Below are 24,270 nucleotides of genomic sequence, written 5' to 3' on the forward strand. Positions count from 1 at the left end.
GACGCGCTTTGCTCATGAATGGCTTCTCTCGCTCACCGTTTCGGTCGGATACGGCATGATGATGCTTCCATCCGGTGCAGCGGTAAAATTGGTCTGCGTTGGATAGGCGAATTCGATTTTGCGCTCATGGAATGCGCGAAGCAGGTTCATTGCAACTCTTTGATAGGCAGCTTGTGCTTCGGCAACATTGTCGACGTCAGCTTCGAAATAGAGTTCGAAATCGATCGAACTCGCGCCAAAACCGGTAAAATTCGATCGAATGAAGCGGTGACCTGCCTTTTCCGCGAGATCCTGCATCAAGCCTGGAATGGAATCCGCGACATCGGGCGGCGTCTGGTAGGTCACACCGGCAACGAGATGCAGCCGAAAGAGATTGCGACCGGCATAGTTGGAAACTTCCTGAGCAAGAAGTTGGGCATTGCCGATCACTCGCAATTCTCCGGTAAGGGAGCGAACCCGGGTCGATTTGAGGCCGATCTCTTCGACCGTCCCTGTCACCGGCCCTTCTGTTCCGGTGTAGGTGATGACGTCTCCGACGCGAAATGGCTTGTCGAAGATGATCGATAGCGCGGCAAAGAGGTCGGAAAATATGCCCTGTGCCGCAAGGCCGATGGCGATACCGCCGATGCCCAGGCCTGCAACCAGCCCCGTGACGTTCACGCCCAAATTGTCGAGTATGAGAATGCCGGCGATTGTAAAGACGCCAACTGAAACGAGGAGCCTTATCAGGCCTATGGCGCTGGTCAGGTTGCTCTCATCGCTCCCAGTGCCTGCTGCGCGATGTTCGACAAGACTGATAATCAGAGCCCGCGACCAAATTGCGGCCTGCAGAACGAATGCTATGACAAACAGGGCATGGACTGCCTGCTTCAGGTCGGTGGAGACATTCGTATAGCCGACGGTTGCCTGGACTGCGACCGCAGCAAGAAACCAGAGACCGGTCTTGCGAGCCACATGATCGATCATCACCGGCCACGCCATCTTCTTTTCGATGTGGCTGGCGAATCTGCGAATACCTGCACGCAGGCCCAGGAGAACACTGAAGATGAGTGCGGCGATGCCCACAGCCGTTAGCAGAGCAACAAAATCGATTTCGGACCAGTGCGGCATTGATTGTCCTGATTGTTAGGGGAAGGGTTTGATCTCAAACCCTTTTGCCGAGCTCCCCTCCTTTCCGTCAATGAATCTTGAAAGCAGAGCGAGTTTCCGCGCCGTATGTCCAGCGATTCCCCGATGTAGAGTTGCCGCATTCAGACTGCTGCGATCAAAGATTTGCGGTCAACGACGTGGCAAGAATATGGACAGCGTATGGCGATACCACGTATTTAGCCCTGCCTCGCTCGCTGTGAGCGTTGGGCCAAGAGGACTACGCAAATGAAGAAAGTTGCACTGACTTTGATCCTCACTTCCGCTGCTCTCGCAATTAGCGGTTGCCAGCAAGAAGCCGAAGCACCCGTTTCGGAACCGACCGAAGCAGCACCTGTCGTTGAAGCACCTGCTGAACCGGCGGTGGTAGCTCCGGTCGACGCAGCGACTGATGCGACAGCACCTGAAGGAGCCGAGACTCCGGCTGCAGACCCTGCAGCGGCAGCACCTGCAGCGACCGAGTAAAACTAAGTTCGCAATTGCCATCGACGGCCATCGTCCTGAGAGGGAGATTGGCCGTCGAAATCGGCAGTGATATCACACCGCACAAACGCTCCGGGTTCCCGCGATGTCCGACACACCGGGGCGTACCCCGGATCAACGCAGCAAGGGTAGTCGCCTCCACCTGGTCGTTCTTGGTCCTGCGCTGATCATTCTTTCGCCGGTCATTGGTTTGCTGCCGGGACCTGGTGGGGTAGTCGTCTTTGCCGTAGGACTTGGTTTTACACTTCGACACATTCGGGTGGCAAAGCGGACATATGTGCGGGTCAAGCGGCGATGGCCCTATATCGGCAGGTTGTCGGACATGAGCCTCCGCCGCCCCAGCCACATACGTCGCGAGCGTAAGAAAAATCAGTCGGGGAACAGCGAGCGGTTGCCGGAGTGATCCTTGCTCTACCTTCGGTCAATGGACGATGGCCTGGCCATGTGCCCTGATCGTTTGCGACTTGTTCTTTGGCAGGTTGGGACTGCGCTGGCGATCTACTGCGTGAACATCATTCTCAGCGTCGCTGTCGCCCTCGCAACCGAGGATGCCCATGCTTCGATGTTCCTTGCAATCGGGATTGCATGTGGCTGTTGGCTGGCTTTGTTTCGCCTTTGGGACAACATCACTGGGCCTTTCTCTGCTGGAAAGGCAGCATGCTTGGTCGTAGCGGTTCTTGTAGGTTTCGACGTCATATTCGCCGTCGCTATTGCCGCATGACATAGGTGAAATCGGAACTTCGTAAATTCACGTGGCGCGTATGCCTTGTTCGGATACAGCCATAACTATTTGAGTCATTGCAATGAGCCTCTCACTTTTCGGACGCGGATGGATTTCCGCAGCCATGGGCGACTTTGACAAAGGCATCAGTGAGCATGGATCAGGGTGAGACGTTAGGCCCCAGGCAGCTATCCGGAGGTGATGAGTGAACCATTTGAACGATCCGGCATCGAGCCAGATATAGATGCTGGTCCTTTCGCTCGCACTGCTTCTGATCGGAGCTCTGCTGATCGCACAGAAAAGACCGCGGAAGGTTCGGGTCGTCGATCGCGTTCGGAATTTCGCCGGGGCCATCGTGCTTGTCTGCGGTTTGGTCGTGTTCGTTGGAGAGCTTGTCTAGGTGCGGTCTGCCGGGTGGAAGCGATTTGTCAGTTCACTCCCACCCGTTTGGATCATCAGCTGTAGAAGTAGACGAACGCCACGACGGGTCCGACGATGCCGGCTGCTACAATGCAGGCATGGAGTATGTCCCTTGGCGTCAGCTTGCTGAGGTGCTCTGTCTTGAGTCGCTGGTAGTTGGGTGCCAGAATATCGTCACTGGCAATCAGCGCCTGGTCGATTGCGGCCAATTTCCGCCGAAACAGTCCGATAAGTTCGCTGAGTTCTTCTTCAGTCAGATCCGGATAAAGTGCGAGGAGATGTTCCGCGCGCGCACGGGCAGTGTTGCCCCCTTCCGGGGGCGTTTTATCTTCTGTCATTTATGTAATCCTGAGTGAGAATGGATATTCGGGCCAGACGGCCCATCAAATTCTCAAGCCCTTGGCGGACCTCGTAGCGGTGGCCGCAAACGTTCAGGTTCCGACCAGCCTGTCTTGATCCCCGTTCTATCCGGAGGTCCAGCGTCGTCAGGCGGTGCATAGGCTGCAAGCTGGATCGGTTTCGGGTCCAGTCCCTTGGGGAGCGGGATCAGCTGACACGAGAGCTCAGTCCGTACCGGTGAAAGCAGGCAATCAGGCTGGGATACGGTTGGCCACGCGTTCCCCGCCGTCTCCGGCAATTCGAGCCGGACCGACTGCACGCTGAGCAGCAAAAGCGTGAACGCTACAAACGCCCACAGCGCTTTTGATAAACGGCAAGGTGCCGTCGCAAGCATTACAACCAGCCCAGTCGCCGAAAGCGAAGCCATAGTCCTGTGCTGACCATAAAGATCAGGAGCAGGATTGCCGGATATCCCCAGGGGCTTTTCAGTTCCGGCATGGATTCGAAGTTCATTCCGTAGATGCCTGCAATGGCGGTCGGTACTGCCAGAATGGCCGCCCATGCCGCCAGTTGCCGTGTAATTGCGTTCTGGTTCTGCTGCTCGATGAGCGCGCTGGTTTCCATCACCGACGCGAGCACTTCGCGCTGCAACCGCGTCATCGTTTCCGCGCGACGAACATGATCGGTCACGTCGCGAAAATAGGGCCGCATGTCCTGGCCGATTGCCGGGAGGTCGAGATGGGCCAGCTTGGCGCAGACCTCTTCCATCGGGACCAGCTGCCGTTGCAAGCGGAGCAACTGCCGGCGTAGCGAGAACACCTCTTTCGTGTGGTCGCGGTCCAGACCGCCATCGACTGCCTCTTCCTCGAAATGATCGAGCTTCTCGCCGATCCGGTCCAGCGGCGGGAAATAACCGTCAATGATAAGATCGAGCACTGCGTGAAGGACGTAGTCTGGCCCTTGTGCCAGCAAGGCTGCGTCTTCTTCGATCCGCTCGCGCAGGAGAGCATGGCCCTCGCTCGAACCAAGGCGCACTGTGACGATGAAGTTCTCCGCAACGAAAAACGAAGTCAGGCCAAAATTGATCTGATTTTCGGCCAGCGTGACGGTTCGTGCCTTCAGAAACAGGTGCCGACCATAGACTTCGAGTTTTGGCAGCCCCGCCAAAGACCGAGCGTCCTCTACAGCCAAGGCGTGCAGACCATACCGTTCTGCGACCGTCTGCAATTCTTCTGCGGTTGGCTCGAAGAGACCGATCCATTCAAACTCGTCCGGCCCATCTGAAACGGGGGAAGCAAGATTGATTTCGCGGTGTCGTCGACCGTCAAGATAGGAGTACGCCGCGATGATCGTCATGGTGGATCCGGTTATACACACTGATCCGCTTCGGCCAGTAGTTTGATTTGTAGGGGATGAGTGTTGAGGATCAGCATGAGCCAAAGGAATGGCTCGATGCACCTGAACAGTCATCTTGGCGCAGGGGGCTCGGCCTGACGCGTGTCCGGTCGCTTAAAGATCGATCGTCATCATGACCAGATCGTTCCACACAATGCCTTCAGGGGCGGATCGCCAGCGCAGGCGTGAAATCAGCCTGTCAGTAACCCTCATGCCGCATCGTGAGTAGAAACGTTCCGCCGTCTGGGTGCCCAGGTCGAGACGCCGTATCCCTCGACTTTCAAGATCGTCGGCCAGGGCATTCCAGATGCTCGTGCCAGTTCCTGCAGGCGAACCTGGGCACACGCACATTACGGAAAGCCACGCCGCATCTTCACGGACCGTGGCAATTGTGCCGCCGACAAATCCGTTCGCATCTTTCGCGATCAGGACGTGGGAGGGAGCAATTTCCGGAGCCTCTTCGTTCACGAGCTCAACATAGGTCTGTTGCCCGGAACCATCTCGCGAAAAGACACCACAGTTGAAGGGGCCTGCCGGCCAGTCGATGGGACGAAAATGGAAACCCGCCTTTTCAAGAACCGGTGTGAGCAGGTCCGACCATGTCGTCAGGATGGTCATTGGCCTGCCCCCCTCGATGACCGGCGCAAGCGCGCTGGCAGGGTCGGAGAGGACGGTTTCCGTCGCAATGAAAGGTCTGGCAATCTCGCTACTGAAACCGAACTCGCGTTCTCTTTCGGCGAACAATCGAGCAATGATCTCGCAGGCGTCACCGAAGCCCGGCTGGTCGGAGGTAAGAACTTGATAGTCCCAAATGCAGGTGTTCGCAGTCATCATGCGTGATCGAATAGCGGGGAATTGCAGTGGATGGGAAGGTTTGGCACTCCGCCGTTACAGCATCCAGTGAATGGGCAACTTTGACAGGAACGACACGGTCGCTCTGCCAACCGCGGTGGTGCCGGGTTCCTTGTGCCAGATATGGTTCTGTCCGTTGATTTCACCGTGCCATGCAAGCCGCGTGTCGCCGTCGAGCGTGACTTCGTAAGCAGACTCGGAAAGCCGGCGGTCCAGGACATCGGCCAGACCTTTGGCGAGTTGCGAGGAATCGATCACGAGTCCCATTTCGCAATTCAGCAGGGCACTGCGCGGGTCGAAATTGAACGAACCAACGAAAAAGATGCGTTCGTCGATTTGGAATGTCTTCGCATGAACGCTCTCGCCGCCTCCGCTGAACCTGGTCTGACCGAGGCTTCGCGCTCTGCCATCACTGTCGGTCAGGGGCCGGGCCTCGTACAGATTGGCTCCTGCCGCCAGCAGGACAGGACGGTAGGGAACGTATCCGGCATGGACGACGGGTACGTCTGTCACCTGGATACTGTTGGTCGCGATACGCATCTTCACGCCGCGCCGAGCGAGATCAGTCAGTAATTTCGTGCCTTGGTCTCCCGGAACGAAATAGCCTGAGACAAGATCGAGCTTTCTCTGGGCACTTTTGAACAGCGGTGCAATTTGCACTGCCAAAAGCGATTCTCGCTTTGCCTTACCCAGACCCTTCGTCGGGCTGTCGTAAACCAGGCGGACTGGTGCCCATACAAAGGCATCGACCGGATCGTCGAGCTGGAGCGTTGTAAGCGCTGCGGAGGCAGCTTCTCGATATGCGGTTGCCTTTTCCTGGTCGGGATAGACTGGCTGTCGCAGTTTCGCGAGCGACCGCGCGCCTTCTGTCGCCAGAATGCTTTCGGCAGGATAGGCAGATTCGCTTGCCCAGTATTCTTCGAACTCGCTTGATACCTCGTCGACAACGTCGCCAATGGCCAGGGCATCGACATCGATGAACAGGCCATCGTCCTTCGCACCAAAATATGCATCACCGACATTGCGACCGCCGACAACGGTTGCTGCCGCATCAATGGTGAAGGATTTGTTGTGCATGCGCCGGTTCAGGCGAGAAAAGTCGAACAGGTAGTTGAGCGGTCTGGCATTGCGAATGACCAGCGGATTGAAAAGGCGGACCGCGATGTTGGGGTGTGCAACTATCCCTGCCCACATCGGATCGAGGCCCGCCGTCGGATTGTCATCGATCAGCAGACGGACGCGAACGCCGCGATCTGCTGCAGCCACGATCGCCGCCAAGAGTATTCGCCCGGACAAGTCATCTTCCCAGATGTAATATTGGGCATCGATCGTGCGCTCTGCTCGTTGCGCCATCGCAAGGCGCATGGCGAACGCATCAATTCCATCGGTCAGCATGAACAGCGCGGTTTCGCCATCGCGGCCTTCTGCAAATTCTGCGACCTGTTTGTGCAGGCTGCCACTACCTGGGGCGCGGGGCGGATCGTCTGGGAGCACAGAACGGGAAGGCAGCGGATTGGCGATCTTGAGGGCAACGATCAACATTGTGCTCAGGATGATCAGCATCAGAATGAAGCTAATCATCCGTCTTGCACCCGATCGTGATGAGTTGACTATTGATCGCATTGATTCCCAGACATGGTTCCATGCCGCGATGGGCGTTATTCCATTGCAGGTGGCAAGGCATACGCCACGTTTTCGTGAAGCACGCTTCTTGACAAGAGAAATGTCAGGTCAACCATGCTTTTACCCATGGGGAGCGTTGGATGCCAGATTCTCTACGCAAGAGGGTTCATCCGACTAGTTGATTGATAACGTTAAAATCGAAGCATGTGCGTGGTAGGATGCAAAAAACTTGAGGGTGAGATTGATGCCGTTGTCCTTCGGAAAGAAACTGGTCGCGCCGATTTGAATCGCCCCGGTCCTCATTGAGCGGTCTAGAATTTGCCAACAAAGAGGAAACGTGAACTGCTGGGGTGCCACGGTGCGCTCAGTTTCCAAGGAAGCGCTTACGACGTTCGGCCGCCTCGACCTTGATGATAGCTTCTTCGGCATTGGCGCATTCATCGCCGCGTACCGAACCATTGCGGCAATTTTCGATGACTTGATATGCCTTGTCGGGGCTCGCGACGAAGTACTGAACGCCTCTTGCCTCATTGGATCCGGACATGACGGAAGGTGAGTCTGATGCGGGCGCGGTCGTGGATGGCGGTGCAATGACCGGTCGCAGCACGAATCCGGCGCCTAGCCCTGCAATGAATACGACTATAAGAAGAATAGAGGATCTGCCTTGCACCATTGCAACATTCCCGATGGTTGAGGTTTCCGAAGCACCTTAAACGAGATCGAACTACAGGGGGTGTGGTCGGCGACCGGAAACGAGTACATATAACACTTAAACCTGTGTCGGGTTTGCTAACCCTTCATAGATCTTTCCCGCATCGAATGCCGGGACATCTTCGACACAGCGCAAACCGACGGGACCTTCAGTCACCCCATCGGGCAGTTCGAGCTCACGATAGAAGCAGGATCGGAAGCCGACATGGCAACTGCCAGGACCGTTGACCACGACATGAAGGATCAATGCATCCTGGTCATCGTCGATAAGGATGGATTCCACATGTTGGGTAAAGCCGCTGTGTTCGCCTTTACGCCACAGGGCTTTCCGGCTCCGCGACCAGAAATGGGCTTCCCGCTTCAGAATGGTCTGCTCAAGCGCATCGGCATTCATGTAGCCGAGCATGAGGATTTTCTTCGTTTCCACATCAACGACAATGGCGGGCATGAGGCCGTCCGCGTCAAAACGGGGGGCCAACTCACCGCCCAATTCCACCTGTTCGACACTGGTGCGGAGCGCGAATATATTCATTGCCAGTTCCTGTTTGCGGTTTCGACAAGCAAGCCATTGGCCGGGACTTCGCTGATCAGCCCCTGCAAGCCGTATCGATCAAGTCCCGTCGTCATCAGTGCCAGGGTATCTCGTAGCTCGTCAGCGGAGATATCGCGCGTGATGAATACCAACCGGGTGCGCCGGTCATCCGATGGCCATGCATCAAGCCGGACAGGTGGATGAAACAGGTGTTGGACACCATGGATCACCACCGGTTTTTCCTCGCCTTTCAGGTTAAGGATACCCTTGATCCGAAGGACATCCTGCCCCTTGAACATGGTGAGAATATCAATCCAGTTTTCAAAGGCCTGCGGGTCCAGCGGTTCGTCAAAGGTCAGGCAGGTGGCCTGAATACGGTCATCATGGCGGTTCACATCGTGATGGTGATGATCCTCATGGCTGTGCCCGTGATCATTCCCATGGTGATTGCCATGATCATGAGAGCCTTCATAGGCTTCCGCCGCCAACCACCGCTGAACATCCATGCTTTTTGTGCCTGGGTTATACAGCCCCACATCAAACAGGTTCGCCGCATCAATTATACCGTTAACCACCTGGATGATCGGGGCCGCCGGGTTCAGGGCTTTCAGCCGGGTTTCGACAGCACTGCGGCCTTGTTCTGTCACCAGATCGGTTTTGGTTATCAAAATGCGGTCCGCCAGGGCGACCTGTTTCACGGCCTCTTCCTGTGTGTCGAGCGTGGCCATGCCAGCGGCCGCGTCGACTGTGGCGATCACTCCATCCAGCCGGTACAGCGGCAACAGATGATCGTCGGTCATCAGCGTGTGTAGAATGGGCGCGGGGTCGGCAAGGCCCGTGGTCTCGATCACCACCCGGTCAAACCAGCAGGTGTCATCGCGGGCAAATCGCCAGGGAGCATCGCGCAAGGTCTTCATCAGATCGCCGCGAATGGTGCAGCACAGGCATCCGCCAATCATCTCCACCACGAGATCGTCGCTGGACCGGGCGATGAGATCATGATCGAGGCTGACAGAGCCGAATTCATTTATGATGACCAGCGCCCGGTTCATGGCCGGGGAACGCACCAGATGGTTGAGCAACGTCGTCTTGCCGCTGCCGAGAAAACCGGTGAAGATGGAAACGGGGATCAGTGATTGTGAGCCTGTCAACAAAGCACTCATATGCGCAAACTTTCAGCAGGCGCATCAGTATTGGCCGGATCAAGCGCCAGAAGCAGGCGGGTTTGGCCAGTGCCGGCGATCGGCGGAGAACGGTGCAGAATGACCGGCTCATCCACCCAGCGCCTGCCTTTGAGGATACAGACATTGCCGATTTCGATCTGATTTACCGCCGCACCAGGGTTGGCATCCTTCCACTGTGTGCCAGGGCCGAGCAGCGGCATCAGCAAGCGGGCTGTGACATAATCCATGTGAAATTTGCGGCAGGCATCTGTCTCGATCACTTCCAGTCGCAGACGCAGGGCCGTGCATGTCATGAGTCTGGCGAACTGGCTTGCACGCACTACGATTTCTTCTGCCAGCATGCCCGTTTGCGATGCTTGCGGATAGCCCGCATCGTGGAGCAACCGGGTTACCTGCGGGCCAAACCTCGGCCCGGAGACAGTGGTGTCGATATCGTCGATGCCACGCCAGTCCAGCGTATCGAGCCAAGACAGCGTCGATGGACGCGGGCGTTGCCAATGAGCAAGCTGCACCAAAGGATCATGGATGCGTGTCAAAATGTCGTTTTCATTGCCGATGGCCGCCGCAGCAAGCGATCCGGTCGGGCGGTCGAGAAGAATGTCGGTCATTCGGCCAATTCCATCTCACGTTCCCACGCCGGGAAAGGATCAGGAAGATCGGACCATGCGTTGGGAGTGAAATCCATTGCGTCAACAAGACAGGCATCCAGGTCTGCACGGAGAAGTTCTTCATCCATACCGATTCCGATGAACGCGAGTTCCTGACGCCGATCGCCCCATTTCAGGTCCCAGCGTCCTGCTGCGACGAGGCGCTCGAAACTATCTCCGTCTGGCCACTTGTTTTTCGGAATGCTTGCCCACCAGCGGCCCATGCGCGCGGTTATTGTCTGGGCGCCGGCGATGGCGAGTTCACCTACCCAGTCAGGCCGCGTTGCCAGCCAGAAATGCCCTTTGGCACGCACGACGCGGTCCAGTCCGCTGCCGGTCAGAAAAGCATGAAGCTTCCCCGGATCAAAGGGCTGGCGGGTGCGATAGACAAAGCTCTCAATTCCATATTTCGCCATTTCGGGGGCACGGTGTTCATACCCATATAGCTCCTTGACCCAGAGCGGATGCTGTGCCGCCTTCTCCTCGTCAAAACGGCCGGTGGCCAGAAGCGCTGCCAGATCCACTTTACCATGGTCGCAGGTGATGATGCGGGCATCGGCGTTGAGACTGGCGACCAGCTTCTTGACGATGGCCAATTGTTCGGTGGAAACCGAAGAAGCCTTGTTCACCACTATGACATCGGCGAATTCGATCTGTTCCACCAGCAGGCCAACCAGGCTGCGATTGTCATCCTCGCCCAGCGATTCACCGCGATCGGCAAGGAAATCCTGGCTGGTATAGTCGGTCAGCAAATTGATGGCATCGACCACCGTCACCATCGTATCGAGCCGTGCCACATCGCCAAGGCATTGGCCCGCCTCATCACGAAAGGAGAAAGTTGAGGCGACCGGCAAGGGTTCCGAAATTCCGGTGCTCTCGATGACCAGATAGTCGAAGCGCCCAGCCTCGGCCAGACTTCGCACTTCTTGCAACAGGTCATCGCGCAAGGTGCAGCATATGCAGCCATTTGTCATCTCGACCAGCGTCTCCTCACTGCGCGATAGCGCTGCATCGCCGCCGCGCACGAGATCGGCATCGATGTTCACTTCGGACATGTCGTTGACGATCACCGCCACACGCAGTTCTTCGCGATTGCCAAGGATGTGATTGAGGACTGTTGTTTTCCCAGCCCCCAGGAAGCCAGAGAGAACGGTAACGGGCAAAGGGGCGTCGGTGGGCGCGCTAAAGTCTGGAGCGGTCATACTCATCCATCTATCTTGCGAATCATGAGATGTTGTAACATAACATTGCCATGATCAAGAATCGACAGCGTTCCTACGCTCGCTCAAGTATTACAAACCGAACGGCAAACTGGCTTGATAGCTTCGCAGTCTGTGCTTCTGCCGTGTGCATGATGCACTGCCTTGCTCTGCCCGTACTGCTGGCCGCTCTTCCGGCAATTGCAAGTCGGATCGATCCGGGTGAGAATTTCCACGTCGTCGTCCTTGTGTTTGCCGTCCCGACCAGCGCAATGGCCTTGTACGGGGGATGGCGAAGGCATCGCTCGATAGTGCCATTGGTGGTTGGCGTCCTGGGCTTGATCCTCATGACAGCCGCGATTGCGCTTCATGCCGATGAAGATTCCGAAACTGCAATTACGGTCTCAGGCAGCCTTCTGTTGGCAATGGCTCACATTGCCAATTGGCTGCATCGGCATCGTCCCCGCACCTGAAGATCAGGGAAAGTCTCACCGTAGCTCGTCGAATTGGGAAGATGAAGCCTTCCGGGTTCTCCAGGAGTGGGGTTGTCGACGCCGCTAATGCCAGTGAAGCACTTGCCATTGCCAAGACGGATGGCCCGTCCCAGGTTGCTTTGCTGAATCTTGACCTGCGCGACCGAAACGGGCTCGAGATTACCCCATAGGCGTTTCACGATTATGGCACGGTTGGGCCAAAGCGCTTGAAGACCGCGATGCCGTAATCGGGAGGGGCGGGGACTGACGGAATCCTGGGACCATGGAGCAAAGACTTGATGCGCTTTGAACGCCTCGAGGAATTAGTGAATAAAGCAGCAGCCGACCCTAAGTCCAAGGAAGCGGCAATTGTCGCTGGATTGCTCGAACTCCTCGAACCTCGTGAAGAAAGGGTTATTCGTTTGTGCTTTGGTATAGGCCGCCGGAAGCTGCGAACGCTGCAAGCGATCGGCGATGATGTAGGCGTTTGCAAATCGACTGTGGCGCGGGTTCGCGATAAAGCACTCCGCAAGATGCAGTGGCAGATCAATTCCCGTTCTGGACGGGCCAGACAATAGAAGTCACGCGCCCATCAGGATTTTTGTCGTGATAGGTAGATCGCCAAGGGTTACATGCGGTCGATATCGACACATGTGTTGCGAAGGCGGCGGGGCATTAATCCCCGAATTTCAAACAGGACGAAAGTGCGCCCAGAAGCGCCCTCGTCGAACCGCTCAGAGAAAGCATGCCCTGCTCTTGTCCACCTATGCGCAGATTGACGGCATTGACCTTCCCCGACATCGCTTCGGGCAATCCCGATGTGCGAGGATCAAGGATGTAGGTTTTCCTGGTGGTTGCACCCGCTACACCCGAAACCTCGATTGTACGGTCCGGGAACTCAAAGGTGAAAGTCAGGGAAGGCTCGCCAGCCTCGTCCGTGAGTCTGGCCATCATGACCGGGCGATCCCGAAGACATAGCGCTGTGAGCGTGTCTAGCCTGCCGACGCCATCTACCGAGGCAATCCCCGGACCGCGTCCAGACTGGCGCAGTTGCCAGATGCCTGTGGGGCTCGGATGCGATGTGCCCTTGGAAATAACAGCTTTAGCTGGCGGTGACTGGGGCCGATCGAAGCGCATTGCCACTTCACAGCTTTGAGCACCAATGCGCGGAGGCTTACAAAGCTGGCCGTGCATTGAGACGACAATTTCCCGGCCTCTCTGTTTCCATTGCTGCGCGCTGCCGCCCCAACCGACAGTAAAGCCTTCCGGTCCTGACAGCCAAACTGTGACCGGGCAACCGGCGGAGCCGCAGAAGTAACTCCAGGCATTGACGCATTCCAGCCCGGCAAGGTCGGTCACGTAATCCGTTACTTCATCGCCGTTAAGATCACCCGTCGGCGTCAGAAAACTGTCCAGCAGCTTTGGGCTGCCGCCCGCCGATCGACAGGCGGCCATGCTTTCTTGTGAGAATGTCTCGATGGCTGCGGGCGTTTCTGCAAAGGCAGGTTGAGCCACCCAAAGTCCGCCCATCAGCGGGAAGCCACCCAAGATGCCGAGCACAAGGCGTATCCAGGCCGATCCTGAATTATCGGGCTGATCGGTGAGCGTCTTCGTTTCCAAGGCGGACTCCGTTGATGGATGCGAGCTAAAGAGGTGCAGGCAATACGGCGCTCGCGATTGACGGCACAATAGTTGCCGTGAGCGCCAGCATACATACCGTCTTTCGGCGGTCAAACCGGTATCCGGGATATCTAGAACAGCATGCTTATCGCTACGCAACTGACGATTCCTACGAAGATGTTCATCGGCAACCCAATGCGCACGAAATCCATAAAGCGGTAATTGGCTGCGCCGTAGACCAGCGTATTCGTCTGATATCCGATCGGTGTCGCAAAACTGGCGCTGGCGCCAAACATGACCGCAACGACGAGTTGGCGCGGGTCCAGTTCCATTGCATGGCCAAGACCGATCGCAATGGGCGTCATGATCACGGCAACGGCGTTATTGGTCACGGTTTCGGTCAAAATGCTGGTCATCGCGTAGATTGCAATGAGCAGAACAAGGGGGGACATCGTAGCCAGGTGCGGCTGGATGGTTTCGACGATAAGATCGACTGTGCCAGCGTTTTCCAACCCCTTGCCGAAGGCCAACATGGCAAAGATCAGGATGAGCGTGTTTCCTTCGATCGATGCCCATGCCTCTTCCGGCTCGATGCATCGCGTCAGGAGGACAATGCCTACTCCGGCCAGTGCGAGGCCTTCGATAGGGAACCCCATAATGGCGGCCAGGATGACGACCCCGGCCAACGTGCCGATAGCGATGGGTGCCTTCAACCGGCGAAAGGACCGCACGGGCGCTTCTCCGACATCGGCCAGAGAGACATTGGCCTGCAAGGCTTCCGCGGCATCTCCTCCTGCCGCGATCAACAACCGGTCGCCGGCCCGCACTCGGACATTGGCAAGATCCGGGCCTGCGACATGGCGCGGGCGCGAAAGACCGAGAACACGGACCTTGAGCCGTGAAAGGAGAGGAATGTCGGCCAACCTTCGGCCGATCACTGCATGCGTCGGTGTGATGACGGCGTGAACGAGGCGCAGATCGGCTGGCCGTTCGGGGCCTGACGTGTGCAATCCGCCTCCCACGCCGAGCAAACCCGTTTTGAAGTCATAGGCTTCGGCCAGAGATGCGAGTTCGTCCGGGCTGGCGGCCACGATGATCTGGTCGCCCGCTTCAAGAATGTGCTCGTCTATACCTTTGCGTTGGATGTCCTTACCGCTCTGAATACCGAGAACCCGCACGCCCGGCCTACGGGAAAAGGCCGCTTCGCCAAGTTTGCGTCCAACAAGCGGACTATCGGCGTTAAGGACAAGATGGGAGAGGTAAGTATCGCTCTCACCGTGTTCACCCAGCCCTTGCTCTGCCCGGTCAGGAAGCAGATGTCGCCCGGTCAGGAACAGGAGGAAAAGCCCTGCGATGACCGAGACTGCGCCAACTCCCGTGATTTCGAAAATGCCGAACGGCGTCAGGCCCTGTTCCTGAGCAACGCCGTTCACGAGCAAGTTGGTGGATGTGCCGATCAGGGTCAGCGTACCGCCAAGAATGGAAATGTAGGACAGCGGTATAAGCAGCCGTGTCGAGGCAATTCCCAGGACCCGCGCCAGACGCTGAACGATCGGGATCATGACGATGACGACCGGCGTGTTGTTCATGAATGCCGACGCCAGCAGCGTGCCGCCGCCAATTTCGGCAACGGCCAGTTTCGGTTTGCGCAAGGTCCTGCGAATGACCCAGCCTGATATTTCCTCGAGCGCTCCCGTTCGCAGCAGAGCACCGGTCAGAACGAACATGGCGCCGATGGTAATCGGCGCAGAGTTGCCGAACACGCCGAGCAACTCTCCGACCGGGAGGAAGCCGAAAAGCATCATCAGGACCGCGCCGACAATTGCGATGACGACCGGAGGGCGGCGCTCCAGTGCAAAGGCGATGAAAAGGCCGATCAGAAAGAGAAGGCCTATCTCGGCCCCGAAACGGGCAACCGTCTGAAAGAATTGTGCAGGCATGGCACGAACTTATGCCGATCCACAGGCAAGCGGGCCAGAAGTTTTGGTCTACATCTGCTCGATGATTGATCTGTCGCCGCGAAAAGTCACGTTTGCATCATACATTGCGTTCGCACGGCTTCATGGCTAACGACGCGCTCGTCATCTGGGGAGTAGCCAGCCGCCGCAGGGCGGGCCTGCACGTCAACATACTTGGCCGAGAGGTCATGGTGTGCAGGGAACGAAGCTTCGTTCGGGCGAGACCAATGACACCGCGCTTTCGTCCGGCCGGGCGGAAGGGGTGGTGTCATTGCAGTCTTGAACGCCCGGCCCGGAGAATATGTCATGGAAGCTTTTCTGACCTCCACCGCTGTGGTCGCCCTGGCCGAAATCGGCGACAAGACGATGTTGCTCGCCATTGTGCTCGCAACACGGTTTCACAAGCCGTTATCGATCATTTTCGGTATCCTGTTCGCGACGTTTGCTAACCACGCCTTTGCGGCCTTCGTTGGCAATTCGGTCGCAGGCGTTCTGGACGGGCAGTGGTTCCGCTATGCGGTGGGCGCCAGTTTCATCATCATGGCAGCCTGGACGCTGGTACCAGACAAGCTTGACGATGATGAAGCCAAGCCCTCACGTTATGGCGCATTTCTGACCACTCTGGTTGCCTTCTTTATCGTGGAGATGGGTGACAAGACACAAATCGCGACGATTGCGCTGGGAGCGCAGTTCAACAGTGTTCTTCTGGTCACGGCAGGAACAACGCTGGGGATGATGATCGCGAACGTGCCTGCGGTCTATCTCGGCGACAGGCTTGTCGAGCGCGTACCCCTGAAATTCGTTCGCACGGTGGCGGCTATCTTGCTGCTCGGCATTGGGGCGTGGGTGATTTACGAAACCGCGATGAGTTGAGTATGACTGCCATATAGGATAGGGAGCTATCCTATATGGCACATATGCAAACAGACAGGACAAGGCTGCTGGCCCGTGTCCACCGGATTACGGGTCAGATGGCTGCGATCGAACGAGCAATCGACGATGATGCGGCATGTGCCGATGTTCTGCATCAGGTTGCCGGTGCGCGCGGTGCGATCAACGGCCTGATGAACGAACTCATTGAAGAGCATTTGCGCGAACATGTCGCCCGTCCCGATCTGGATGCTGAAGCGCGCCAGGCAGGGATGGATGAATTGGTGGCGGTTATCCGCCGCTATGCGAAATAGAAGTCGCGAGATGGCCAGTCCTGATCTTGAGATCTCGCAGCTTGCGCATGAGCATGTGTTCCTGGGTGCAAATCACGATGCGAACACCCGGCGCACCCTTTGGGTGGTGGTCCTGACTGGTGCCATGATGGTGGTGGAGATCCTCGCCGGAACGATCTTCAACTCTATGGCGCTGCTCGCCGATGGTTTCCATATGGCGACCCATGCAGGCGCCCTGGGTATCGCTGCGCTGGCCTATGTCTTCGCGAAGCGGCATGCGAGGAATCCCCGTTTTACGTTCGGCACGGGCAAGGTCGGTGATCTGGCGGGCTTTGCATCGGCATTGGTGCTTGCGCTGATCGCGCTGGGCATTGGCGTTGAATCGTTTTCGCGACTGCTCGAGCCCAGACCCGTTGCCTTTCTGCAAGCCACTGTCGTGGCCGTCATCGGGCTGGCGGTGAATATCGCCAGCGCTCTGTTGCTCGGTGCTGGCCATGAGCACGGACACGGACATCATCACGGTCATGCCCATGATCATGGAAACCACCACCATCATGACAACAATCTGAGATCGGCCTACGTCCATGTTCTCGCCGATGCGCTGACATCGGTTCTTGCCATTGCAGCCTTGCTGGGTGGTCGATATCTGGGTTGGGTCTGGCTGGACCCGGTCATGGGCATCGTCGGCAGTATCGTCATTGCCGTCTGGTCATGGAACCTACTGCGCGATACTGCCGCGGTCCTGCTCGACACCGGCAACCCCGATATCGAGCAGGAGGTCAGGCTTGAAGTCGAAGGCCCGGGTGACACCCTGATTACGGACCTTCATGTCTGGCGTCTGGGTCCCGATGCTCATGCGGCGATTGTCAGCGTGACGGGAGTCGCAGACACCGAGACCGTGCGCGCGCGGTTAATCCGCATTCACGAGCTGTCCCATCTCACGGTCGAGAGGCGCTAACGCGAACCGATCAGTACTTGGCGCGCACCGATGCCAAGACTGACCCTTTCGTTGATGGCATAGTCCACGCGAAGCGCAGCTGAAATGTGTCCGTCAAGATCGTAATAGATGGGGGTGTCACCACTAGCAGTTGCCGCGTCGACCGTTGGCCGATCAGAAGCGAATTCCAGGCTGAGCAGGATTGTGAGGGCTGGCACCGGCTTCCACGATAGCCAGACAAAACCTTTGTAATCAGGCACGTCGGTCAGTCGAAATTCCCTGATGAAACCGCCAGGTGGAATCTGTCCGATGCTGAATCTTCGATCGATATAGCTGTAGTTGCCCCCCTTTGCAGATTTGGGCGGATATTCCTTTTTTCGAGATCAGGACAAGTCGGCAGATGAGAAATGCCAATAGGTAGTGGCGCTGTCGCCATGGATTCAGGTTACTTCTCGGCAATGCCTGCATAGCCCAAGGATTTCGATGACGGTGCGCCCGGGGGAGAAATCTGTTTGCGCCAACGCATCCTTGACGGCGGGGCCTATGAGTTGTGAGCTGACTGGCTGCACGATTTCACACTCGGTGCATACCGATACCGCTGCACACTGAGCCGACAGGGCAACGTAAGCATTCAGGGTCTCGATACGCTTTACGCATCGACGTTGCGCCAGCCTCTCGATGGTTCTGTAAACCTGCGCGGGCGTAATCCTGGTGGGTGCTGCATCGGCAATCTCGTACGCGCTCAAAGAGCGCCCGCCAGTTTCCTTCAGGACGGCAAGGACAACTTCTTCCAGGTGCTCGGACGTTCGTTTGGCCATCTCAAGTCAACATCCCGCTTGCCTTCAAAAAATAATGTTATGATATATTGTCTCATTTAAGGCAAGGCGTTATCAAGCCGCCCAATGACGGTGCGTGTGGACGCGCGCCGTTCCTGAATTTTGGAAGGAATGACTATGAAACCTTTTGGCCTGCTTGCTGGCTCTTCAGTAATTGCCGCAATGACAATCGCGATGCCCGCGTTGGCCGAAGAGGCGAACGAAAGTGATCGACAAGGCCAGCACAGCCGCCCGGACCGCGAGATCATTGTGACGGCCCACCCGCTTTCGCTGACATCGGATGAAACTGCGACGCCCGTCATCAGTCTTGAAGGTGATGATCTTGTCCACCGGGCCCAGTCGACGCTCGGAGACACGCTCGCCGGAATGCCTGGGATCAATGTCGACAATTTTGGTGGTGGAGCGGGGCGTCCGGTGATCCGGGGGCAGACATCCCCGCGCGTTCAATCATTGAGCGACGGGTCCAATATCCAGGACGCATCCGCCATCTCGCCTGATCACGCTGTCACGACCGAGCCCTTGCTGCTTTCAGGAATAGAGGTTTTGCGTGGTCCGTCGGCGCTGATCTATGGCGGCAGCGCCATCGGCGGTGCCGTGAACCTACTGGATGAAAAGGTTCCGACGAATCTGCCGGAGGGCGGCATAACGGGCGCGGTCGAAGGGCGCTACGGCACATCCGACAACGAACAGACAGGCGTTGGCGGCATCACGGCAAGCATTGGCCAATTCGCACTTCGCCTTGAAGGCGTAAGGCGCCAGACGGATGATTACGAGGTTCCGGGCAAGTTCGGCGAGGCGCAAGTGGATGGATCATGGGCGGACACGTCCACCATCACTGTCGGTGGCTCGTGGATCAGTGATAACGGCTATGTCGGCCTTGCCTATACCCGCCAGCACAATGACTATGGTTTGCCTGGTCACAACCATGCGTATGAAGACTGTCATCCTCACGGAGGGGAAATCCACTGCGGTACCCATGACGAGGAAGACGACCACGAGCATGACCATGAAGAAGAGGGTCATGAAGATGCGGTCTTCACGAAATTGCGTAGCGAACGGGTGGATTTTCGCGGTGAGTACCGCGACATTTCTCGCGTGATCGAAAGGGTGCGGTTTCGTGCAGCCTTTACAGATTACAGTCACAGCGAGATCGAAGAAGGCGATGTCGCCACGACCTTCACCAACAAGGCGCACGACATGCGGTTTGAACTGACTCATGCACGATTGGGCGGATTGCGTGGAACGTTCGGCGTGCAACACAGTCACACCAACTTCAAGGCGATTGGCGAGGAGCAGTTTCTCCCGCCCAGCAAGACCGACAATACCGCCCTGTTCCTGATGGAATCCTTCAACGCTGGACCGCTTCGGTTCGAGCTCGCTGCGCGACATGAATGGCAGACGATCAAGATCAATGACGGTCGCAAGACCACGCACCGCCCTTTCTCGGTCTCTGGTGCGGCGATCTGGGACATTGATGGAGATTATTCGGTCGCTCTGTCGATCGCGCGTTCGCAGCGTGCACCGAACGTACAGGAACTTTTTGCCAATACCGGTGCGCCATGGCGCGGTATCCATCTTGCAACCAACACCTGGGAGATTGGCACTCCCACACTTGGCAAGGAAACCGGGAAGTCGGTGGACCTCACAGTGCGCAAGACCGCGGGTGACACCACTTTCACACTCGGCCTCTACCATCAGGATTATGACAATTACATTTTCGCCCAGACACTCGATCAGTTCGAGGATTTTCGCCTCATCCGGTACATGGCCGGCGATGCCCGGTTTACAGGCATTGACGGGGATATTCGTCATCAGGTGACGCCCAATGTCGGTCTCGCAGTTTTTGGAGACTATGTCCGCGCCAAATTGAAGGATGGCGGTGGCAATCTGCCTCGCATCCCCGCTGGCCGCCTTGGTGGCCGGGTTGATGGAGTGTTTGGTCCGCTCTACGGCGATGTGGAACTTTATCAGGTGTTCGAACAGGGCAGGATCGCGTCATTCGAAACGCGCACGTCCGGCTACACCATGATCAACGCTACCTTGGCCTACAGCTTCGACATTGGCGAAAGAGCGAATGCCGAACTGTTCCTGCGAGGCACGAATCTGGCGAACGAGCTGGCCTACAACCACGCTTCGTTCATCAAAGATGCTGCCCCTCTACGTGGTCGCAGCTTGTTGATTGGTCTCAGGGCAGGGTTCTGAATTGTTGTGCGAACAGAAAGAAGCCTGTCGCCAGCATTTAAAGATGCGCGGTTTGCGGCCAAACGCCGGACCATAATTTCGTTATTTGCAATCAATTTTATACCTAACACCCATTGTCACGGCATCTGGATTGATCTTCGAGAGATGCGGACGTAGGTGAGCGCTCACCTCCAGAATGTCATCAAGGCATTGATTAAAAACACTTAATGAGGAATGCATAGATGCGTAAATTTGCGATCGGCCTATTGGCCGCCTGTTCCGTCACGTCTGTTGCACACGCAGAAACGTTTTCCGGCCCGTTTGTCGGAGTTTCGGTCAGTCGGGATGCCTACGAAGTAAAGGCCGAAGATCTCGACCTCGGCGGTGCTGTCATTTCGGCCGACGGTATCAGCGGTAATGGCTTTGCTGGCGGCATCTATGCCGGGTACGATTACCTGATCGGCAGCAATGTGTTCTTCGGTGTTGAAGCGAATGCGAACCTCTCGGGTGCCAGCATGTTGGTTGCCTATGACGATGGTTTCGATGAATTCGGCGCCAAGATCAAGGCGAAGGAAGGTTTTGGCCTGAGTGGTCGCCTTGGCTACAAGGTTGCTGACCGGACCGGGATCTATGCACGCGCCGGTTGGCAGACCACCAAGTTCAAAGCCAGCGCAAGTCAGAATGGCACCACGCTCTTCTCCGATTCCGATTGGCAGGATGCCTTCGTTTACGGTGGCGGCATCGAGACGGCCCTGGGCGCCAACGCCACAATCCGCGTCGAATATCTCAATGAAGACTATGGCAGCGCGGGCATCAACTCCGGCTTTGGCATCAACGGTATCCGTGTTGACAATGGCAAGGTTGCCCTGGGTCTCAGCTACGGCTTCTGATTGGCCGGAAATATCCCTCATCCGGTAAGGGCGTCCGCATGGCGGGCGCCCTTTTTATGATGGCGTGGTTACGCAGAACAGCCATCCAGCAACTTCAGGTGAGTTGTCGTCTTTGCGCCTCCAGTGCGACCTCAGCGCGGGATGAAACATCCAGTTTGCGGTAAATAGATTTCAAGTGATCCCGCACCGTGTGGTAGCTGATATCAAGATGGTCACCGACTTCACGTGCTCTCAGGCCGCGTCCGACCAAAGCGAGAACCTCCCGCTCTCTTTCGCTCAGGGGATCGTCTTCGCCAGGGTCATGAGTACGAAAGCGCGCCAGCATCATGCGAGCGATTGCCGGAGACAATGCGGGTTCACCATCCATCAACCGCGAGATCCGGTATTGTAACAACTCCGGCTCAACATCTTTGATCAGATAGCCGTCTGCGCCAGCGGCGAGCGTTGCCTCGACGCTTTCCCGATCATCCATTACGGTTACCGCAGCCACAAGAATAGCCGGGTTCTGCTTGAGTTCGCGGATAATATCCCATCCGCGTCCATCCGGCAGATGAAGGTCGACAAACGCAAAATCGAATTGCCGGGACATGAAGCTCATGGCTTCGGTATAAGATCGCGCCTCGCATATTGTCGGCGGCGCATGCCCCTTTTCCGTCGCAGCACCATTGATGGCATCGACCAGGTGCCGCAGCGGGGCTTCGAGATCATCAACAACCAGAACCTTCATTGCGAAGTTGGCGTATCATGCCTCACCGGCAGCGAAAAGCTCACGGTAAAGCCGCTCCCTGACCCATCGATCTCGACGTGCCCGCCCAATGATCTCATGCGTGTTGTGATGTTTTCCAGTCCACGACCACGTTTTGTGTTCGCTTTACTGCTCCTGTCGCCAATCCCATCATCGCTCATCCGGCAGAATGCCCGGTTCTCCCTGCAATAGAACTGTACTGTCATGTGTTTCGCCGAGGAATGTTTGATCGCGTTGGTCACGATCTCTCGAATGATGGACGATACTTCCTTCAGTCCGGCAGGATCCAGCAATGCGGAGGTCTCAATCAACGGCCATTCAAGGCCAATTCCGGCGGCCTCCAGCCTGTCGGCTGCCTCGGCACGGCAATCTGCGATCACATCCGCCAACTCACGCGAGGACGCTACTTCAGCGTTCACGATCGTACGCACTTCGGCCAAGGAGGAGCGCAAGACATCCTTCAAACCAGCTGGATCGTCCAGCGCGAGCCCCGACACAAGGCGTGCGGACAGGTCATCATGCAAATCCCGTGAGATCCGGCTGCGTTCGCTCGCCACACCTTCTTCAAAGGCATCACGTTTCCGTTTCAGGCTCACCGCCAGTTCAAACATGCGCGATGCGCTTTTTCGGTCCCGTTCCTGGAACAGACGCAAACCCTTCTGTTTGAACTGCAACAGCAGGGGCGGACTGTCCATCACCTCAGGAACGCGCAGTGCGGTTCCATGGTCGACGATCGCGACGGTATGGTTGCGCCCATGATCTGGCTCAAGTTCAACAACCTCCAGCGGAGAGAACGCCTGCTCCATAGCGGATTTCCATGCTGAGCGCCGGTCGGTGGGGGAAGGCAAGAGGGAACCGTGCGCCACTTGTTCGAGCGCGTTCGAATCCTGTGTTGAACCAAACAGCCAGCTCTGCATCAGGCGGCGCCACGGGAGATAAAAGAAAGGCAGAATCAGAAGCATCGTCAGAACCGTTGCGCCGCTAAGCGACCCCAGCATGGCAATCAGGACAACGTCGACGGTGATCAGAAGAAGACCGATCAATGTCGCCTTGAACATGGAAATTGCCCAGACTTCGCTGGCAAAGAGGAGTTGGCGCCTCAGGCCCAGAGCCGTGCCAAGATGGACGATCAGAAAGAAGGCGAAGGCAAAGCTCTGATCGATCAGGGGAGCGGCACCAAGCAGGGAAGGGACGATCACAGTACATATGAACAAGCCGGAGCCGATCACGGTCGAAACGCCAACCCACCGAATGGCCGCATGCTCCAGAGGTTTGCGGCGGGAAATCACAAACTGGACAATGACGAGAACAAGTATTGCTGCCATTTCCAGCGAGGACTGCAAGGGAGCCTCGTTGGTGGGCGACAGCATCAGATTATTGAGCGACAGCAAAAGCCAACCACCGAGAATGGCTGTGACGATCATCAAGGTAGCGTTTCCGGCGATGCGCACCGGATAAACCAGGAACAGGCAGATCATCGCCCATCCGAAGCCGACCGCTCCGAGGCCGTTCAAGGCACTGGCCGTTTCGAAAATATAAGCCGGCAGAGCGAGCCAGCGCGTACTATAGATTGCTGCCGTACTGGCGGCGAGCCAGAGGAATACGCCGGTCAGTCCGAACATCTGATTGGGGAGGCTACGAGGGTGCAGGCTCCATATCCACGCGGAGACCAGAAAGCCGGCAAACCCGACCAGCATCTGCAGCCAGAATTCGAAAGGCAGGTTCCCACCCGGGGTAAGCTGGTGGACCTCGGTCCCTTGTGCGCCCGGACGACTGCCCCTGAATGAAATCGTTAGAGGTGTGTCGGTATCGCCGATGACTTGTGCGAGTTCGTCCTGCCGCGCAAAGAAACGATCCTGCTCGGCATAGGACCGGAGCACATCGGGTTCGGGGATCAGATCCTGGGACAGGATTGTGACCCCATTGGGCAATTGGGGGTTAACCCCGAGAGTCTGGCCGTTGCTGTCCCGCAGCACCACACCATTGTCGGTTACGCGGAGGCTTTCAGTAAAGCGCGGTTGCGTACTTGCCAGTAGCAGGATGGCTGTGCTTGCGAGAATCCCGATCAGAACCGACACGATCAACAAGGTGCCGGGCGTCAGGAATTGGTTGAAGCGCCTGCTGTCCATTAGTCCCCCCAGACGAATTGGGTGGAGATACAAATCGTTGCGGTCAAGCCGAACAGCAGGAAATGCAATCTCCTGCTCGCGTCCAG

The 24,270-nt window shown here is 57.0% G+C and carries 25 protein-coding genes and 1 riboswitch; of the genes, 8 read left to right on the plus strand and 17 right to left on the minus strand.

The window, feature by feature from the left end; all coding sequences use genetic code 11:
* Positions 1 to 12: 12 nt before the first annotated feature.
* Together AB433_RS02490 and AB433_RS20970 are read right to left on the minus strand one after the other, a co-directional pair.
* A complete protein-coding gene (locus AB433_RS02490) occupies positions 13 to 1,110 on the minus strand; it encodes a mechanosensitive ion channel family protein (RefSeq protein WP_047819780.1) in 1,098 nt (365 codons plus the stop codon).
* Positions 1,111 to 1,423: 313 nt separating this feature from the next.
* Positions 1,424 to 1,642 (minus strand): hypothetical protein, encoded by a 219-nt coding sequence (locus tag AB433_RS20970; protein WP_047819781.1) that lies wholly within the window; start codon positions 1,640 to 1,642, stop codon positions 1,424 to 1,426.
* Between the two features lie 411 nt (positions 1,643 to 2,053).
* Here AB433_RS20970 and AB433_RS20975 point away from each other — a divergent pair, with 411 nt between their 5' ends.
* The gene (locus AB433_RS20975; protein WP_047819782.1) at positions 2,054 to 2,350 is read left to right on the plus strand and encodes a hypothetical protein; all 297 of its coding nucleotides are present in this window, start codon (positions 2,054 to 2,056) and stop codon (positions 2,348 to 2,350) included.
* Between the two features lie 455 nt (positions 2,351 to 2,805).
* Here AB433_RS20975 and AB433_RS02505 read toward each other — a convergent pair whose 3' ends face one another.
* From AB433_RS02505 to AB433_RS02545, 9 genes are all read right to left on the minus strand, one after another.
* Entirely contained in the window at positions 2,806 to 3,108 is a 303-nt protein-coding gene (locus AB433_RS02505) for a hypothetical protein (RefSeq protein ID WP_047819783.1), read from the minus strand.
* A 394-nt stretch (positions 3,109 to 3,502) separates the two neighbouring features.
* Positions 3,503 to 4,465 carry a magnesium/cobalt transporter CorA gene (gene corA / locus AB433_RS02510; RefSeq protein WP_047819784.1) on the minus strand — a complete coding sequence of 321 codons (963 nt, stop codon included), beginning with the start codon at positions 4,463 to 4,465 and terminating at the stop codon, positions 3,503 to 3,505.
* Positions 4,466 to 4,618: 153 nt separating this feature from the next.
* Entirely contained in the window at positions 4,619 to 5,338 is a 720-nt protein-coding gene (locus tag AB433_RS02515; RefSeq protein WP_047819785.1) for a GNAT family N-acetyltransferase, read from the minus strand.
* A gap of 54 nt (positions 5,339 to 5,392) precedes the next feature.
* Positions 5,393 to 6,937 (minus strand): phospholipase D family protein, encoded by a 1,545-nt coding sequence (locus tag AB433_RS02520; protein ID WP_047819786.1) that lies wholly within the window; start codon positions 6,935 to 6,937, stop codon positions 5,393 to 5,395.
* A gap of 406 nt (positions 6,938 to 7,343) precedes the next feature.
* Positions 7,344 to 7,586: an EexN family lipoprotein gene (locus AB433_RS02525; RefSeq protein WP_245626565.1), complete on the minus strand. Its 243-nt coding sequence runs from the start codon at positions 7,584 to 7,586 to the stop codon at positions 7,344 to 7,346.
* Between the two features lie 162 nt (positions 7,587 to 7,748).
* Positions 7,749 to 8,222, minus strand: a complete 474-nt coding sequence (gene hisI, locus AB433_RS02530; protein WP_053058945.1) for a phosphoribosyl-AMP cyclohydrolase — start codon at positions 8,220 to 8,222, stop codon at positions 7,749 to 7,751.
* On the minus strand, positions 8,219 to 9,385 hold the full coding sequence (locus tag AB433_RS02535; RefSeq protein ID WP_047819788.1) for a CobW family GTP-binding protein: 1,167 nt from the start codon (positions 9,383 to 9,385) through the stop codon (positions 8,219 to 8,221). The genes hisI and AB433_RS02535 overlap by 4 nt, the downstream gene beginning before the upstream one ends.
* Positions 9,382 to 10,014: a DUF1826 domain-containing protein gene (locus AB433_RS02540; protein ID WP_053058946.1), complete on the minus strand. Its 633-nt coding sequence runs from the start codon at positions 10,012 to 10,014 to the stop codon at positions 9,382 to 9,384. Before AB433_RS02540 ends, AB433_RS02535 begins: the two co-directional genes overlap by 4 nt.
* Entirely contained in the window at positions 10,011 to 11,255 is a 1,245-nt protein-coding gene (locus AB433_RS02545) for a GTP-binding protein (protein ID WP_047819789.1), read from the minus strand. Before AB433_RS02545 ends, AB433_RS02540 begins: the two co-directional genes overlap by 4 nt.
* 50 nt (positions 11,256 to 11,305) lie before the next feature.
* Here AB433_RS02545 and AB433_RS02550 point away from each other — a divergent pair, with 50 nt between their 5' ends.
* Positions 11,306 to 11,725 carry a MerC domain-containing protein gene (locus AB433_RS02550; RefSeq protein ID WP_047819790.1) on the plus strand — a complete coding sequence of 140 codons (420 nt, stop codon included), beginning with the start codon at positions 11,306 to 11,308 and terminating at the stop codon, positions 11,723 to 11,725.
* 299 nt (positions 11,726 to 12,024) lie between these two features.
* Positions 12,025 to 12,303, plus strand: a complete 279-nt coding sequence (locus AB433_RS19815; protein WP_082134764.1) for a sigma factor-like helix-turn-helix DNA-binding protein — start codon at positions 12,025 to 12,027, stop codon at positions 12,301 to 12,303.
* 97 nt (positions 12,304 to 12,400) lie between these two features.
* On the opposite strand, the gene AB433_RS20320 is transcribed toward AB433_RS19815, so the two are convergent.
* Complete coding sequence (locus AB433_RS20320; RefSeq protein ID WP_156170652.1) at positions 12,401 to 13,345, minus strand: hypothetical protein; 945 nt, start codon at positions 13,343 to 13,345, stop codon at positions 12,401 to 12,403.
* Between the two features lie 131 nt (positions 13,346 to 13,476).
* Positions 13,477 to 15,285: an SLC13 family permease gene (locus AB433_RS02560; protein WP_047819792.1), complete on the minus strand. Its 1,809-nt coding sequence runs from the start codon at positions 15,283 to 15,285 to the stop codon at positions 13,477 to 13,479.
* A 134-nt stretch (positions 15,286 to 15,419) separates the two neighbouring features.
* Positions 15,420 to 15,592: riboswitch (yybP-ykoY riboswitch) on the plus strand.
* Positions 15,593 to 15,609: 17 nt separating this feature from the next.
* Between AB433_RS02560 and AB433_RS02565 the strand changes: the two genes are divergently transcribed.
* From AB433_RS02565 to dmeF, 3 genes are read left to right on the plus strand one after another with little or no spacing between them, the layout of a single operon-like run.
* Positions 15,610 to 16,176, plus strand: a complete 567-nt coding sequence (locus AB433_RS02565; RefSeq protein ID WP_047819793.1) for a TMEM165/GDT1 family protein — start codon at positions 15,610 to 15,612, stop codon at positions 16,174 to 16,176.
* 35 nt (positions 16,177 to 16,211) lie between these two features.
* Complete coding sequence (locus tag AB433_RS02570; protein WP_047819794.1) at positions 16,212 to 16,487, plus strand: metal/formaldehyde-sensitive transcriptional repressor; 276 nt, start codon at positions 16,212 to 16,214, stop codon at positions 16,485 to 16,487.
* A gap of 10 nt (positions 16,488 to 16,497) precedes the next feature.
* The gene (dmeF, locus tag AB433_RS02575; RefSeq protein ID WP_047819795.1) at positions 16,498 to 17,424 is read left to right on the plus strand and encodes a CDF family Co(II)/Ni(II) efflux transporter DmeF; all 927 of its coding nucleotides are present in this window, start codon (positions 16,498 to 16,500) and stop codon (positions 17,422 to 17,424) included.
* Here dmeF and AB433_RS02580 read toward each other — a convergent pair.
* Both AB433_RS02580 and AB433_RS19305 read right to left on the minus strand, forming a co-directional pair.
* A complete protein-coding gene (locus tag AB433_RS02580) occupies positions 17,421 to 17,663 on the minus strand; it encodes a hypothetical protein (RefSeq protein WP_047819796.1) in 243 nt (80 codons plus the stop codon). The two genes, dmeF and AB433_RS02580, sit on opposite strands and share 4 nt — an antisense overlap.
* Before the next feature lie 180 nt (positions 17,664 to 17,843).
* Positions 17,844 to 18,221 carry a hypothetical protein gene (locus AB433_RS19305; protein ID WP_053058947.1) on the minus strand — a complete coding sequence of 126 codons (378 nt, stop codon included), beginning with the start codon at positions 18,219 to 18,221 and terminating at the stop codon, positions 17,844 to 17,846.
* A 135-nt stretch (positions 18,222 to 18,356) separates the two neighbouring features.
* Here AB433_RS19305 and AB433_RS02590 point away from each other — a divergent pair, with 135 nt between their 5' ends.
* A complete protein-coding gene (locus AB433_RS02590) occupies positions 18,357 to 20,441 on the plus strand; it encodes a TonB-dependent receptor domain-containing protein (RefSeq protein WP_082134765.1) in 2,085 nt (694 codons plus the stop codon).
* A gap of 221 nt (positions 20,442 to 20,662) precedes the next feature.
* The gene (locus AB433_RS02595) at positions 20,663 to 21,310 is read left to right on the plus strand and encodes an outer membrane protein (protein WP_047819798.1); all 648 of its coding nucleotides are present in this window, start codon (positions 20,663 to 20,665) and stop codon (positions 21,308 to 21,310) included.
* Between the two features lie 94 nt (positions 21,311 to 21,404).
* Here AB433_RS02595 and AB433_RS02600 read toward each other — a convergent pair whose 3' ends face one another.
* On the minus strand, positions 21,405 to 22,037 hold the full coding sequence (locus AB433_RS02600) for a LuxR C-terminal-related transcriptional regulator (RefSeq protein WP_047819799.1): 633 nt from the start codon (positions 22,035 to 22,037) through the stop codon (positions 21,405 to 21,407).
* Positions 22,034 to 24,184 (minus strand): sensor histidine kinase, encoded by a 2,151-nt coding sequence (locus AB433_RS02605; protein WP_047819800.1) that lies wholly within the window; start codon positions 24,182 to 24,184, stop codon positions 22,034 to 22,036. Before AB433_RS02605 ends, AB433_RS02600 begins: the two co-directional genes overlap by 4 nt.
* Positions 24,185 to 24,270: the final 86 nt, after the last annotated feature.

Origin of the sequence: Croceicoccus naphthovorans (genome assembly GCF_001028705.1) — a bacterium.
Classification (GTDB): Bacteria; Pseudomonadota; Alphaproteobacteria; order Sphingomonadales; family Sphingomonadaceae; genus Croceicoccus; species Croceicoccus naphthovorans.